The sequence below is a fragment of the Arthrobacter sp. 7Tela_A1 genome, from assembly GCF_049311065.1.
Taxonomy (GTDB): Bacteria; Actinomycetota; Actinomycetes; order Actinomycetales; family Micrococcaceae; genus Arthrobacter_B.
The window spans coordinates 1-14,989 of sequence record NZ_JAXIOO010000034.1; the positions used below are offsets into that span (position 1 = coordinate 1).

The following is a 14,989-nucleotide window of genomic DNA, read 5'->3' on the forward strand; positions in this document are numbered from 1 at the left end:
GATGTCGGGGGGGGGGGAGGACGTCGGCGCTGAAGTTGCGGGTTCCGGGCCAGCCTGCCAAAAATGATGCGGAAGCATGATGGAGCGCCCGGGGGAAGGAATGGGGTTCGGAATGGAATCTGCGGGGCAGGACAACACGGGTAGGGGAACCGGCAGGCCGGCGGCCGGGGAATACGACGTCGTCGTCATCGGGGGCGGAGCCGCCGGACTGAGCGGTGCCCTGGCGCTGGCCCGTGCCCGCCGGACGGTCTTGGTGGTCGACGCCGGCGAACCCCGCAACGCTCCGGCCGCCCACGTGCACAACTACCTGGGGCAGGAGGCTGCACCCCCGGCCGAACTGTATGCCGCCGGCCGGCAGGAAGTCCTGCAGTACGGAGCGGAAATCGTCCAGGGCCGGGTGGAGACCGTAGGCCGGATCGACGGCGGCGGGTTCAGCGTTCGGCTGGCCTCCGGGGACACGGTGCGGGCGCGCCGCATCCTTGCGGCTACCGGAGGCGTGGACCGGCTGCCGGACGTCGAAGGGGTCCGGGAGCACTGGGGTACAGGCGTGCTGCACTGTCCCTACTGCCATGGCTGGGAGGTCCGGGACCGGGTCATCGGGATTTTGGCCGTTGACCTCGCCACGGCCGTGCACCAGGCGCTCATGTGGCGGCAGTGGAGCGACCACGTCGTACTGTTTTTGCACACCGCCGGGACTCCGGATGCAGAGCAGGCCGGGCAGCTCGCCGCCCGCGGGATCCGTGTGGTTGAAGGAAAAGCAGTCCGGGTCGAAGGGCCGGAAAAGGTCACCGGGCTGCGCCTGGCCTCGGGCGCGCTGGAACGCTGCGACGCCGTCGTGGTCTTTACCCGGCTCCAGGCCAGGGCGGGGTATCTGGCCGGTGTGGGGCTGGAGGCCGTCGAACAGTTCGCCGGGGAGATTCCAACCGGCACCGCCGTGCCGGTCAAAGCGAACGGCGCTACCGAAGTGCCCGGGGTGTACGCGGCCGGAAACGTCGCCGAACCCATGGTCCAGGTCATCGCGTCAGCCGCGGCGGGAATGTCCGCCGGGGCCGCGATCAACATGGATCTCATTACCGAGGACGTCCAGCGGGCGGTTGATGCCGCGCGGTCCGCCCGGAGCGGTTAGCAGGGGGACATCCGTGATTTCCAGTGCCGGAATCCTGCTGTACCGGTTCGGCAGGACCAGCGAAGACGCTGGCCGGGACGACGCCGCCGCCGTCCGGGTGTGGATCGCGCACATGGGCGGTCCGTTCTGGGCGCGGAAGGACGACCATGCCTGGTCAGTGCCCAAGGGGGAGTTTGTTCCGCCCGAAGATGCCCTGGCGGCCGCGAAGCGGGAGTTCGGCGAAGAGATGGGCTGGCCGGCTCCTGACGTCGAATACCAGCTTCTCGGGACCTTTCGACAGTCCTCGGCCAAGACCATAACGGTCTTCGCAGCCGAAGCGGATTTTCCCGACCGGCAGACCAGCAGCAACACCTTTGAACTGGAGTGGCCGCCGCGGCCCGGAACGCTGCGGAGCTACCCCGAAGTCGACCGGGCCGGCTGGTTCACGGTTGACGAGGCGCGGACCAAACTCGTCAAGGGGCAGGTGCAGCTCCTGGATGCCCTGGCCGTGCAGCTGCGAGGTGGCGCTGAACGGTGACCGGACCGCCGAGGTACTGCCCGTAGCGGGCGGCAGCCCGGCCGACGGCGTTCCAGTTCCGGTCGCTCAGGGGGGAGAAGGGCTGCACAGTGAGCGCTGTACCGGCACGTGTGGTTTTCCGGGACCACAGCCCGGCGACCCGGCCCCGCAGCACGAGGGTGGGCTTGAAGACGCCGTTATTGCCCGGGACGGTCAGCGGAGCGTGCTCGGGTTCAAGGGCTGCGCTGCGGTCCTGATAGCCGAGCAGGTATTCATCGAAACCCGGCAGCAGCACAGCGGTTTCCCGGTGGAAGCGTTCCCGGCCCGCAGCAGCGGGCGTGCCGGTGCGCAGCTGCCAGTACACGGAGCCGCAGTACTCAACCTCCTCGAGATCGCGGGACACCTCTGCGATCCCGGAGCGGACCGCCGTCAGGGGCAGTTTGCTCCACCAGGCAATGTCCGCGGCCGTTGCCGGGGAACGGCCCGTCAGGTACCGCCGCACCAGCTCACCCAGGGCATCCGTGCCGTTCAGGTCCCGGCGCCGGTCAACCCATTCCTCAAGCAGGACGAATAGCTGTTCCTTGCCCTCCATCGGGCCCAGGACGGTGGTTCCGGAAACACTGAGATGCCACAGCAGGTGGTAGCCGCGCTGGCCGGCAGTTGAAATGCCGGCAGATTCGAACAGGAGCAGCAGATCCCTGCGTCCCAGCCGGCCCCCGCCGGCAAGCGCCCGCTCGGTGAGTTTCCGGGCCCGTTCCAGCGTGCCGTCGTCGAGCTCCAGTTCCTCCCGGCGCCGGGCAGCGGAGCGCAAGGTGCGTTCAGCGGTGAGCTTGAGGATCCAGTGAACGTCCACGGAGCGGAGCACATGGAGTGTCCCGCGGAAGGGCCAGCTGCGGACCAGCGTGCCGTCGTCAAAGGCAGCCACGACATCGGGAAGGGACGCGCCGGAACGCAGCCCGAGGGACCAGTGCGCACCGGGGAGGTCCTGGCCCTGCAGGGCGAACAGACGGTCCACGGCACCGACGGGTCCGTCCAGGCTGGCAGGCGGTGTGCCCAGTGCGTGGCTGGCGGCGCGGCGGCGCAGCATTTCGGCCCGTCCGATGCGCTCCATGCGGCCTCCGTCCTGTGCAGCGCAGGGAAGTCCCTGCGGGCGTGGACAGTCTAGGCCAGCGAACCGTCCTGGGGGGCCGATCCCCGGACGGATCCGGGGCGGAGGTCCAGGAGACGGGACTCCACATGGTCGAGCGCCAGCCGGACAGCACCCGTGGCGACCAGCATTTCACCCAGTTCCGACACCGCCAGGCGCGGAGGATCCGGTACGTACCTGGCCAGCTCCTCGGTCATGACCGGAAGCAGCGCGGTAGCCGAAGCGGCAACGGCACCGCCGAGGACAATGATGCGGGGGTCGAAAAAGGTGGACACCAGTGCCAGCACCCGGGCCATCCGCCGGCCGATCCGGTCCAGGATCTCCGCTGCAGTAACGTCCCCGGCTGCTGCTGCCTCAAAGACGTAGCGGGCCGACACACGGTTGGTCTGCGTTCCCACTAACCGGCGGATCATCCCGTCATGCCCGGCGTCCAGGGCTGCGGTGCCCCAGAGGCGCGCCAATTTGGCGATGCCGTCCTGGTTCCCGACGCCGTCGACCAGTTCCAGGCCTCCCATGGTTCCGGCGCGTCCGCGCGCTCCATGAACCAGCCGCCCGGACTCAATGACCCCGGTGCCCAGGCGTTCGCCGGCCAGCACCACGGCGAGGTTGGCTTCCCCGGCGCCCGTGCCGCGCCAGCGTTCGGCAAGGGCGGCCAGCTTGGCATCGTTTTCCACCAGGACCGGCCAGCCGAAGCCGTCCCGGAACTCCTGCGTCAGTCCAAGGTCGAACATGGGAGCCAGTTCCTGCCCCGGTGCGATGGTACCCTCCGGCGTGACCTGGGCAGCGATACCCAGGGCCGTGCCCAGCACGGCAGAGGCCGGCACACCAGCTTCCTCCAGGGCCTGCCCCACGGCGGCGATCACGCCGGAACGGCGGTCGGCAGGCGTTCCGCCGTGGCGTGGGAACCGGGACTCGGTACCGCCGACGACGGTTCCGGCAAGGTCGGCCACCACAACACGGACGGTGGCCAGGCCGACGTCGAGCCCCAGGACATATCCGGCACTCTCGTTGAATTCGAAGCGGCGGGCCGGGCGGCCCTTTTGCCCTCCGGTGCGGGGAGAGGGCGCCTCGCGGGCCCAGCCGCGGGCAATGAGGTCATCGCAGACCGCGATCACCGTGGCGCGGGTCAAGCCGGTTGCTTCGATGAGGTCGGTTCCGGTGGCCGAAGGCACCGAGCGCAGCACATCCAGGACGGAGCGCAGGTTGGTGCGGCGCAGGAGCTGTGGAGTGCTGGCGGAGGTGTCCAAAGTTAGGGCCCCTTTGACGAGTGGCGGGAATAACAGCATAATTGTACTAGTTCATATATTTAGTTCCTAAATATAAAACACACTCGCTAAACGGAGGCCCTCATGACTGTACGAGTCGGAATCAACGGTTTTGGCCGCATTGGCCGCAACTTCCTCCGCGCCGCCCTCGAACCCGGCAACGGCTTCGAGGTCGTCGCCATCAATGACCTGGGAGACCCGGCGCAGCTGGCTCACCTGCTTAAGTACGACTCTGTGGCGGGCCGTCTGGGCCAGGACGTGCGGGTGGACGGCGACGGCAACCTGGTGATCGGGGACAGGACCGTACGGGTCCTGGCCGAAAAGGATCCCGGCAGCCTGCCGTGGGAAGAACTGTCCGTCGACATCGTCATCGAATCCACGGGCTTCTTCACCAACGCCGCGGATGCCGAAAAGCACATCGCCGCCGGTGCCCGGAAGGTCCTGATTTCCGCGCCGGGCAAGGGCGAGGACTTCACCGTGGTCATGGGCGTCAACGACGGCGACTACGACGGCGCCGCACATCACATCATCTCCAACGCTTCCTGCACCACCAACTGCCTGGCACCGATGGCGGATGTCCTGCACCGGGAGTTCGGCATCGAAAAGGGCCTGATGACCACCATCCACGCCTACACGGGAGACCAGAACCTGCAGGACGGTCCGCACAAGGACCTGCGCCGGGCGCGTGCCGCGGCGCTGAACGTGGTGCCCACCTCCACAGGCGCCGCCAAGGCCATCGCGCTGGTACTGCCGGAACTCAAGGGCAAGCTGGACGGCTACGCCATGCGCGTTCCGGTGCCCACCGGTTCCGCCACGGACCTGACCGTGACCGTTTCCCGCGAGACCACCGCGGAGGAAGTCAACGCCGCGTTCCGTGCGGCCGCGGCGACCGAGCAGTTCTCCGGGATCATGACGTACACCGAGGATCCCATCGTGTCCTCCGACATCGTCGGCGACCCGGCCTCCTGCATCTTCGACTCCGGCCTCACCAAGGTCATGGGGGACCAGGTCAAGATCGTCGGCTGGTACGACAACGAGTGGGGCTACTCGAGCCGCCTGGTGGACCTGACGAACCTGGTGGCCGCGAAGCTCAGCTAGCCGGCCTTCGGCAGCGCGTCCGGCCGCCGCGGTTTGCGGGACCGGGCTTGCACCCGGTGCGCGTACGTCCTGGCGCGGTCGCTCGAGAGGGCGAGCAGGATCAGCACATCCAGGGCGTATGCCGGCCAGTCGGCTGGCGTCGCCTGGTCCTGGTCGCCAACCAGAAAGGATGCGCCCTGCAGCAGGATCGACACCGAGCTCAGGGACATTGCGGTAATCCGCGCCCAGTTGGTTCCGCGCAGGATCAGGATAGCCAGTCCGGTTTCGAAACCGGAGAACACCAGCAGGACCACACCGGCGGGCACATAGGCCCCGGCGGCGTCGAACAGCTGCTGGTCCTGCCCGGCAAGGTCTGCGATCCAGGTGCGCCCGGCAAGGCCGGAGAAGATCAGCCCGGCGCTCGTCAGGGCTGCGACGACTCGCAGCAGAACGAGTGCCGCGCCGACCAGGGTTTGCGCCGGGCGCCGCACGGGCTGGTCGGGATGCGCCGGGGTCGGGGCGTCCGCCGGAACCGGCACCGCCGTTACATCTACGATGGGCAGGTCTCCATCCGTCTGGATGGAGTCGCCGCCGCCGTTGCGCGAGTGGTAACCCGCCGAGAAGTCCTTGATGACGTTGACCGTTACGCCCGGAGAGGCTGAACGGAGGGAAGCGAGGACATGGTCGCGTTCGGCGTCCACCTCCGCTCCGATCCGGTGGGTGACCTGCAGCGTGAAATAGGACAGCCCGACGGCGCGGTCGTAGGAAGCAGCGGCGAGCCAGTCAGCGCTGATGCCCCCGGGGAGCTTCCAGCCGTCGGGGCATTTCCAGAAGCGGACGTGGTGGCGCCGCCCGGGGTTTCCGTCCACCTCCTGCTGATAAGCGAAATCCTGCTGCCGGCCGAAAAGGTACAGCGGGCTGACGGGAGCGTTGTCATAGCTTCGGCGCAGCACCGTCGAGGTGATGATGCGCCAGCTGCTGGCCAGGTCCACCGGGTCGGCTACTTGCCAGCCCGAGGCCTTCAGTGCTTCTTGGAGCTGGGTTCCGGTGCCCAGTGCGGCGATGTTCACCGGATCCCCAAACAACCCGTCGCTGGTGCGGGTGCGTCCCATGAAGTAATTGGGAATGTAGATTTCCGTTAGGATCCGGTGCACCCGCGGAAGCACCAGGTATGCCAGGGCTGCCCAGAAAAACACCAGGAACCAGATGCGCCTCCAGCTGAGGCTTTCATCCAGCAGCAGCCAGGCGAACCAGATGGCCGCTATCCCGCCGAAAACAAAGAATGCCCAGTCCAGCAGTGTTTCGGGTTTCGGCGCCCCGGGGCTGCCGGTCCGAGTCATGCTGCCCAGCATGTTCCCGTGCTGCCGCCGCCGTCAACCGTCGCCCGGCGCACAGCTGCAGAAGGCGGCTAGCGGATGCCCTCATAGGCGTCGAGGGCGTGGCGGCGGGATTCCTTAAGGTCCACGAGGGGCTCCGGGTAGGCAGGAGCCAGTATTTCCGGAACCCATGCGGCAACGTACGCGCCGTCCGGGTCGAAGCGTTTGGCCTGGGTCTCGGGGTTGAAGATGCGGAAGAACGGCGCGGCATCCGCCCCGGAGCCGGCGACCCACTGCCAGTTGGCCGGATTGCTCGCCGGATCCGCATCCACCAGGGTTTCCCAGAACCATTCCTCGCCCACGCGCCAGTGCACGCCGAGGTTCTTGACCAGGAAGCTGGCCGCGACCATTCGCACCCGGTTGTGCATCCAGCCCATGGTCCAGAGCTGGCGCTGGCCGGCGTCGACCAGCGGGATGCCGGTGAGCCCGGCCTTCCAGGCATCCAGCGTGTTCAGCCCGTCCGGGCGGGATGCTTCTGCCGGACTGCCCCCGGGGCGGCCGCGCAAAACCGGAGGGGTCACCGGGCCTGATCCTTCCGGCCACTCCCAAGGGAAGGCGTCAAAGGCAGGCCGCAGGTTCTTCACGGCGAGGTCCGGGTTGTGGAAGAGCTGATGCCAGCAGAACTCGCGCCAGCCGATCTCCGTGCCGAACACCTCCGGCCCCGCTCCTTTCCCGCGCACTTTGGACAGCGCGTGCCAGACCTGGAACGGACTCACATGCCCCCATCTCAAATAGGGGGAGAGCCTGCTGGTTCCCGGCTGTGCCGGGCGGTCGCGGCCGTCGTCGTAGTCCAGCACCGGACCGTCGAGGAAGTTCCTCAGGGCCGCGAGTCCTGCCGCTTCCCCCGGCGTCCAGGCCGCTGCCAAGCCGGCAGACCAGTCGGGGCGGCGGGGCAGGAGGTCCCATTCCTCCAGAGTGTCACCGGCCGGGAATCCCGATGGCGGTGCGGCGGCTTTCGCCGGGGCGTCCAGGGGACCGCGGAAATCCAGTGCGCTGACGGCCCGCCAGAACGGCGTGAACACGCGGTACGGTCCGCCCTGCCCGGTGCTCACGGTCCACGGTTCGTGCAGCAGTGAGGCCTGGAAGCTTTCCGCGTGCAGGTCCGCTCCGACCGCCCAGTCCAACACCGCGCTGTCGACGCCGCGTTCCGGTCCGCCGTAGCGCCGGTTCCAGAAAATCCGCTCGGCGCCTGCTGCCAGCGCAAAAGCGGGAACGGCCTCGGCTGCCGGGCCCCGCAGCAGGACCAGCGGGATGTTCAGCGCGCCGAGGTCCTCCCGCAGCACCTGCAACGCGTGGTGCAGCCACCACTTGGCGGCCGAACCCAGCGGACGGATGGCCGGTGATTCCTGGTCAAGAACGTAGAGGGCTATAGCCCCGCCCCCGTGCGCTGCAGCCAGGAGCGCAGGATTATCGGCGGTGCGCAGGTCGTCACGGAGCCAGGCGAGGGAGACCACGTGCGGGTTCCTTTCACTGGGCAGTTCGGCGGGGCTGCTACGACCCTACCCGCGGAAGGGCCGGTGCGCCGGTCCCGGTTGTTAGGCCCGAGCCTCCAGCAGGATTCCGGCGAAGAAGTCCACCAGCTCCTGGTATCCGTCCAGGGGAAGGACCTGCGCCACGTACTGGTCCGGGCGGACCACTACCAGGGCGCCGGCGCTGCGGTCGATGCCGCGCAGGTCGAAGATGTCCGCGGCACGGGGATTCGGAGCAAACACCTTCTCGTAGTCGATCAGGCCGTACGGAGCCTTGCGGGGCAGCAGGAGCGGCGGCAGGTCAGCCACGCTGATATCGCGGTGTCCCTGCGGGTACACGGCCCGCACATCGAAGACTGCATCCGGATCTGAGCCTGCAGGGGTGTACCGCAGGAGCGGGGATGCCGAATCTTCGGCCAGGAAGCGGCACAGGCCGGCGAGGCGGGAGTTCGGATCCGCCGGCGCAGCGGCGTCGGCAAAGGCGTAGAGCCGCCACCGTCCGTCGGCCTGGGCCTGGTGGCCGAGTTCCAGCGGTTTCGCGTCCGCCAGCCGGATGACCGGAGCTGAGTGGAAGCGCTCTCCAACCGGGAAGCCCGTGGCCAGCTGCTGGTAGGTGGCGGTGCCGGTGATGGGGTTCTGCGGATACTCCGTGGCGAAGCCGGCCGTGAAGCGTCCGCCCTGGGTGAAGATGGCCTGACGCTCGGCGGCGTCCATTCCGCCGGCCTCCGGGTTGGCGGGGTCCTTGGGCTTCGCGGCCATGGCCGTGGACCACAGCAGGTCGAAATCGATTAGCTTCTGCGCGATCTCCTGCCGTTCGGCTGAGTAGGTGTCGAGCAGGGATTCCGGGCTGCGGCCCTGGAGCACGGCTCCGAGCTTCCAGCTGAGATTGAAACCGTCCTGCATGGAAACGTTCATGCCCTGGCCGGCTTTGGCCGAATGGGTGTGGCAGGCATCCCCTGCGATGAACACGCGGGGGGAGCGGCTGCCGCGGTCCTGCGGAGCGACGTCGTCGAACCGGTCTGCCACGCGCTGGCCGACTTCGTACACCGACCACCAGGCAATGTCCTTGACCTCCAGCGTGTACGGGTCCAGGATCTTGCGGGCTGCTTCGATGATGCTGTCGGCGGTGAAGCGGCTGCGCGCATCGCGGTCAGCGGGGTCAAGGTCGCCCAGGTCCACGTACAACCGCACCAGATACCCGCCTTCGCGCGGAATGATGAGGATGCTGCCTCCGGAGGCGGACTGGATGGCGGACTTCATCCGAATGTCCGGGAAATCCGTCACTGCGAGGACATCCATGACGCCCCAGGCGTGGTTCCGGGCATCGCCGCGCAGTTCTATGCCCAGGGACTTCCGGACTGCTGAGCGGGCGCCGTCGCAGCCGACGACGTACTTGGCCCGCACTGTGACTTCCTCTCCCGCGTCCGGTCCCTCGGTGCGGCGCAGCGTCACCGTGACGGGATACTCACCTTCAGCGCCAACGACGACGTCGGTTGCTTCCAGTCCGTAGTCCGGCTCGAGGCGGGTGGGGGAGTTGCGCATGTACTCGAGCAGGTAGTCCTGCATGCGTGCCTGGTTCACAATGACGTGCGGGTATTCCGAGAGGCCGTCGGCAACATCCTGGACCCTGCCCGTGCGCTCGATCCCGCTCCCGGTGCCTGCCGGACCCCAGAAGGTGGTCTCGTTGACCCAGTAGGCTTCGCGGACCAGTTTGTCGGCCAGCCCGAACGCCTCGAACATTTCCACTGTGCGGCAGGCAACGCCGTCGGCCTGTCCCTTCGCCAGCGGACCGCCCCGGCGTTCGACGACGCGGGTGGTGATGCCGGGGAACGCGGCGAGCTGGGCGGCCAGGACCACACCGGCAGGTCCCGTCCCGACGATGAGGACGTCCACTTCGGCAGGAAGCGGACCCTGGCCGTTCTCCCGGCCGGGGGCGGCAGGCCGGACATCGGGATCGCCGGGACGGTAGCCGTCGGAATAGAACTGCACTGTTGCTCCTGAGCGTGGTCGGGTCCGCTGCGGACCCGGAAACGGGACGCCCGCCCCGGGCGCTGGAACAACGTTAGTGACTCAGGCGAGAGTTCGGCATGTACATTCTGTCCAGCAGAATGGTCTGCACAGACCGCGGCCGCTGGCCGAGAGCCTAGGGCAGCGCCGCGTGCAGGTCCCGGCACGCCTTTGTGAGCGCTTCGGTTACTGCCGGGTCCTGGAGCAGCGCAGCCCGGGACAGCGGTGCGCTGATGGAGAGGGCAAGGGTGGCCGGCTGACCCGGCGCGCCCACCGGTGCTCCCACGGCTGCGAGGTCCGGTTCGGTCCGGCCGAGGTTGGCGGCGTAGCCCTGCCGGCGGACGGCCTCGAGTTCGTTCAGCAGCTGCTCCAGCCCGACCGGTGCCAGCGGAGTGCCGCCTCTTTGGGCCTGGCGAGTGCAGACGGCCGCGGCCATCTGATCCGGGAGGGTGGAGAGCATTGCCTTTCCGGCGGAAGAGAGGTGGACCGGCAGGACAGTCCCGGCGCGGTTGCCGACCCGGAGCAGCTGGGGTCCTTCGACTGTTGCCAGGTAGCGGGCCGTGGCACCAACCCTCTCCACAAGGTTCACGGTTTCGCGGACCCCGGCTGCCAGCGCTTCGAGATGGGGGCGCGCTGCGGCAATCAGGGCGCGCTCCTCGCCGGCGGCGGGATCCGGGCGGAGGGCCGGGCCGGCACAGTAGCGGTGCTGGTCATCCTGCAGCGCAAAACCGCGGTAAACGAGAGTCGACATCAGCCGGTGAGCCGTCGAAGGTGCCACGGCCAGGGCCTTGGCGGCATCGGCGATCCGCAGCCAGTCCCGCTCCTGCAGCAGCAGGATCAGCTGCAGGGCCCGGTCCACGGAGTCGACGGCGTAACCGGGTTTTTTGACGATTCGGATGTTCTGCACAGCAGAATCCTAGCTGCTCGGCGCTGCGGCCTCCGGGTCCTTCTCCGTCGGCTTGCCTTGCGGCTGTTCCTGGGCAGACCGGGCCGCCAGCCGGGCGAACGCTCCGCCGGCCGCGCGCAGTTCGGCCGCTGTTCCCCGCTCCACGATCCGTCCGGCTTCCAGTACCACCACCTGGTCGGCAGACTCGACGGTGGAGAGCCGGTGGGCAATGGTCAGGGTCGTCCGCCCGGCGGAAAGCTGCTCCAATGCCAGCTGCACCTGGGCTTCGGTGGTGTTGTCCAGGGCTGAGGTGGCTTCGTCCAGGACCAGTACCGGCGGATTGCGGAGAATTGTCCGGGCAATGGCCAGCCGCTGCTGCTCCCCGCCGGAGAAGCGGTGGCCGCGGGCGCCCACCAGGGTGTCCAGCCCGTCCGGAAGGGTGCCGATGGCGTCGGCGATCCGTGCTGCCTCGAGTGCCTGCCAGAGCTGCTGGTCCGTGGCCCCGGGTGCGGCCAGCAGCAGGTTTTCCCGCACCGAGGCGTGGATCAGATAGGTCTCCTGCGACACCACTCCGACAATCCGGGAAAGGTCCTGCGCGTCCAGCTCCCGGACATCGATGCCGTCGATCGTGACGCGGCCGTCCACGGGATCGTTCAGGCGCGGAACCAGCGACGCGAGAGTGCTTTTACCGGAGCCGGTGGACCCGACCACGGCGGTGGTGGACCCGGCGGGAAGCGTGAGGCTGATGCCGTGCAGGACGCGCGTTCCGCCGTCGTAGGCGAAGTCAACGTCCTCGAACCGGACGGTGCCGCGCACCGCGGCGGTGTCCACGTGCACGGGATGGGCCGGGGCCTTCAACTGCGGCTCAAGGTCCAGGTATTCGAAGATGCGGCTGAAGAACGCCAGCGCCGTAACCCACTGGACACCGATGTCCAGCAGTCCCATCACCGGACGGAAGATCGCGGCCTGGAGGCCGGTGAACGCCACCAGTGTGCCGATGGTCATGCCGCCGTTGGTGGCCGGAAATCCTGCGGCCAGGTAGATGACGGCGGGGATGGCTGCGAAAACCACCTGCATGGTTGCCATCCGCCATCGTCCGGCGAGCTGGCTGCGCAGCTCCAGCCCCACGAGGTTCCGGGAGCGGGCGGTAAAGCGTTCGGCGTCACGGGGGATGGTTCCCAGCGTTTTGGCCAGCCGGACGCCGGAGACGGACAGTCCTTCTTCGACCTGGGTGTGCAGGGCAGCGAGTTCGCGCTGGCGTTCATCGGTGACGGTTCGGCGGAGCTTGGCGACCTTGCGGGAGAGCCAGATGGCCGGCGGCAGGACCAGCAGGGAGATGAGGCTGAGTCCGGGGGAGAGGGCCACCATGGCCGCCGCGGTGGCGACCGTGGTGGTGAGGTTAGAGGCCACGCCGGTCGCCGTCGTGGTGACTACGGACTGCATGCCCGAAATGTCGTGGGTGAGGCGGGACTGGACTTCGCCGCCGCGGGTGCGGGTGAAGAAGCCCAGGGACTGTGCCTGCAGGTGGGTAAACAGCTTGACGCGCAGGGTGTGCATGACCTGCTGGCCCATTTTCGTGGCCATCCAGGTCTGCACCACGCCGATGGCGGACGTAAGCGCGGCGACGCCGACCATCGAGGCGGTGAGGATGCCCAGCAGCCGGATGTCCTGGTGTGGCAGGGCATCATCGATGACGGCTCGGACCAGGAAGGGTTGGGCCAGGTTGACCACGGAGGCTACGGAAATCAGGGCCACGACGACGGCGATGGTCTTCTTGTGCGGGGCGAACATCGCGGCGATGCGCCGCAGGCTGACCGGGTGCCGCTTCAGTTGCTTCTTATCTGCGGGGTTGAGCCGGGCCGGGCCGCGTCCGCCGCCGCCTCCGGGGCCGGAGGCGGGGGCGGGTCCGTCGGGCATTCCGGCGCCTGGGCGTTCACGGGTGGTGTTGTGCAGGACCAAAGGGTTGCTCCTAGTGCTAATCCTGGCGTCCGCGCGGTGGCGCCGTTCGGCCGGATATGTAGAGGTTACCTCATTATATGGGTTTTATAAGTGGCGAGTTCCTAGCGAGTTGATCTCTGAACAGTATTCATTCGATTTCGCCTTGTGACGTTGCCCTTCTAGCGCCACGCGGACGGCCTGCGTGTTTGGGGAGACTGGGGCGGCCATACCTTTCCGCGAGTTCGGCTCACTACCCCTCGCTGCCGCGGAGGCGGCCAGTAACTGGGATACTCCGACATATGCCCGGGCGCAATCTAAGGTGGGAGTTGTCTGGGGTGTGGGGCTCTCCTGTCGGTCCTTTCCGGAGTTTCCATATCACGTCGCTGCGTTCTCCAGTGAGACGCCGCGAGGCGGCGAAGGTGAGAGATAGATGTAAGGGGAAGCTGCAAGTTTAAGGACAACATCGAAAACACTGGCACGGTAGATGGGACTCCTTCGCCAAACCAGGAATAACCCGGAAAAGCGCAGACTCCACCTTGTAATCTTCATCTTCGATGCAACGCCAGACTCCAGGAAGGCCGTGTGGGACGCTTCGAAGTCCCTAGGAAGATGATCCCCATGGAATGGCCCACGCATGTACTAAGGCATTGTGTAGAACGAGCGTTCCACCGAGGTGAATATCATTGTCGTCACGCCGGTGAAAGAACTGTAGATATCTTGATGCTCCAGTGCCGGCTTCATTGCCGATCGCTCCTGCGAAAAATAGCCATCGCAGAGCGTCATCAGCCTTGGGAGCTTCCGCGTGGCCGGCGGTGGTCTTCTCCAAGCTCGCTTCGAAATCAGAGCGGTTAAACCGACGGACACTTAGGTCACGGAGTGCATCAACGATGAACCTGCCCTCCGCTTTGGGCCCCCCTCTGCCTACCAGTTCGTTCCGAACTGCGTCTACGAAGTACTTGGTGGCATATTGAAGTACGCCTTCTCTGACCACAGATGGACGTACCTTGGGGCCGCGGCTGGCCGCAGCATAACCGCTTTCTACAGAGCGAATATGTTCGAGTAGCTGAAGTAAATCCCTGGGGGTATGACGTGTAAGGCTGAGTAAATAGGCGAAGGTGTCAACCTGCTTGCCGCCAGCTAATTCGATTTTTTCTGGGAAATGTTTCTCTACAACATCGAAGGGTGCCTTTCCTATCAGGGATACGGCCTTTGCATCAACCAAGTCAAACAAACTGGCAGACTTTGCGTCACCTGAAAGGGTTCTCCAATCGAGTTCGATACCCCAATCGGTGCGGAGCTTCCCGCCGTCGGGGAGGTCGAGGCGGGAATAAATATCATTTCGTATTAGAAGTACTACGCCGCCGGTCGCACACTGCGCCCTCAGATGCTGATTAACAGACAATGCGCTCTGTACTAGCGCAGACATCGCCGGAATGTATCGATCATCATTTATGTAGATCGAGTCAAGGCCATCAAGGATTAGGAAATGCTTATTGTTTCCACCGGTTTCTTCAAAGGCCCACTTCTCCAAATAGGGAATGAGGTGGACAAGGTGAAGCGAATCGACGGACTCCTTAGAATAAATTTCGCCTATTTTGGGAATGGGCACTTTCCATGTTCGAGTGCTGGCTCTTAGTATGGCATTTTTTGGTGTTGGATCGAGGAATCCATATTCGCGGAGCTTGCCTATAACTTCGAGTGCTTCGGGATTCCTGTTTAGTGCGCTACTCTCGTCTTTCAGAATGACGTCGAGCAGGGCGCACAGAATAATGAACCGCCAAGCATTCAAAGAGCGAGAAAGGCCGGGACTTTCGCCTGTCTTTAATTGGTCCACTTCAGCAATTGGAAGTTCTGAAACGTCCCGCGTATGAACAACGAGATCTCGATCTCGACCTGTTTTGTCTAGGTACCAAGCCAAAGCACTTTTGCCGGTTCCTTTCGGTCCTAGCACAAGAAATCGCCCATCGTCGATTACGGCATTCACGATATTGCCGTGATTGACAAATGATTTTACGAAACTCTCAGGCTCGCGGATAGCTTCCGTTTGTGCATCGGCGTGCCCGAAGTAAAGTTCTGTATACCCCATTCGACAGATTCTGCCACAAGCTTTTCGTATTTCCAAGATTTTTAGAATAACCGGCGGCGGACTGAGATTCTAGTGGGGTGTGGCGTGCACACAGAATGGCATTGCAGCGCCGTTCC

11 protein-coding genes are annotated in these 14,989 nt (G+C 65.9%); 3 read left to right on the forward strand and 8 right to left on the reverse strand.

Features of this window, described 5'->3' with window-relative positions:
- Positions 1 to 112: 112 nt before the first annotated feature.
- Positions 113 to 1,126, forward strand: coding sequence for an NAD(P)/FAD-dependent oxidoreductase (locus tag TVB01_RS13120; RefSeq protein ID WP_422456348.1), 1,014 nt, complete (start codon positions 113 to 115; stop codon positions 1,124 to 1,126).
- Complete coding sequence (locus tag TVB01_RS13125) at positions 1,098 to 1,643, forward strand: NUDIX domain-containing protein (RefSeq protein WP_422456349.1); 546 nt, start codon at positions 1,098 to 1,100, stop codon at positions 1,641 to 1,643. The genes TVB01_RS13120 and TVB01_RS13125 overlap by 29 nt, the downstream gene beginning before the upstream one ends.
- On the opposite strand, the gene TVB01_RS13130 is transcribed toward TVB01_RS13125, so the two are convergent.
- Both TVB01_RS13130 and TVB01_RS13135 read right to left on the reverse strand, forming a co-directional pair.
- Positions 1,579 to 2,733: a winged helix DNA-binding domain-containing protein gene (locus TVB01_RS13130; RefSeq protein WP_422456350.1), complete on the reverse strand. Its 1,155-nt coding sequence runs from the start codon at positions 2,731 to 2,733 to the stop codon at positions 1,579 to 1,581. The two genes, TVB01_RS13125 and TVB01_RS13130, sit on opposite strands and share 65 nt — an antisense overlap.
- 50 nt (positions 2,734 to 2,783) lie before the next feature.
- A complete protein-coding gene (locus tag TVB01_RS13135; RefSeq protein WP_422456351.1) occupies positions 2,784 to 4,016 on the reverse strand; it encodes an ROK family protein in 1,233 nt (410 codons plus the stop codon).
- 102 nt (positions 4,017 to 4,118) lie between these two features.
- On the opposite strand from TVB01_RS13135, the gene gap reads away from it, so the two are divergent.
- Positions 4,119 to 5,132, forward strand: a complete 1,014-nt coding sequence (gene gap / locus TVB01_RS13140; RefSeq protein ID WP_422456352.1) for a type I glyceraldehyde-3-phosphate dehydrogenase — start codon at positions 4,119 to 4,121, stop codon at positions 5,130 to 5,132.
- On the opposite strand, the gene TVB01_RS13145 is transcribed toward gap, so the two are convergent.
- From TVB01_RS13145 to TVB01_RS13170, 6 genes are all read right to left on the reverse strand, one after another.
- A complete protein-coding gene (locus TVB01_RS13145; RefSeq protein WP_422456353.1) occupies positions 5,129 to 6,451 on the reverse strand; it encodes an LssY C-terminal domain-containing protein in 1,323 nt (440 codons plus the stop codon). The two genes, gap and TVB01_RS13145, sit on opposite strands and share 4 nt — an antisense overlap.
- Positions 6,452 to 6,519: 68 nt before the next feature.
- Positions 6,520 to 7,941, reverse strand: a complete 1,422-nt coding sequence (locus TVB01_RS13150) for a cryptochrome/photolyase family protein (RefSeq protein WP_422456354.1) — start codon at positions 7,939 to 7,941, stop codon at positions 6,520 to 6,522.
- Positions 7,942 to 8,022: 81 nt separating this feature from the next.
- Positions 8,023 to 9,945 (reverse strand): FAD-binding monooxygenase, encoded by a 1,923-nt coding sequence (locus TVB01_RS13155; protein WP_422456355.1) that lies wholly within the window; start codon positions 9,943 to 9,945, stop codon positions 8,023 to 8,025.
- A gap of 154 nt (positions 9,946 to 10,099) precedes the next feature.
- Positions 10,100 to 10,870: an IclR family transcriptional regulator gene (locus tag TVB01_RS13160; protein ID WP_422456357.1), complete on the reverse strand. Its 771-nt coding sequence runs from the start codon at positions 10,868 to 10,870 to the stop codon at positions 10,100 to 10,102.
- Between the two features lie 9 nt (positions 10,871 to 10,879).
- Entirely contained in the window at positions 10,880 to 12,766 is a 1,887-nt protein-coding gene (locus tag TVB01_RS13165; RefSeq protein ID WP_422456358.1) for an ABC transporter ATP-binding protein, read from the reverse strand.
- Positions 12,767 to 13,388: 622 nt separating this feature from the next.
- Positions 13,389 to 14,873 (reverse strand): P-loop ATPase, Sll1717 family, encoded by a 1,485-nt coding sequence (locus tag TVB01_RS13170; protein ID WP_422456359.1) that lies wholly within the window; start codon positions 14,871 to 14,873, stop codon positions 13,389 to 13,391.
- Positions 14,874 to 14,989: the final 116 nt, after the last annotated feature.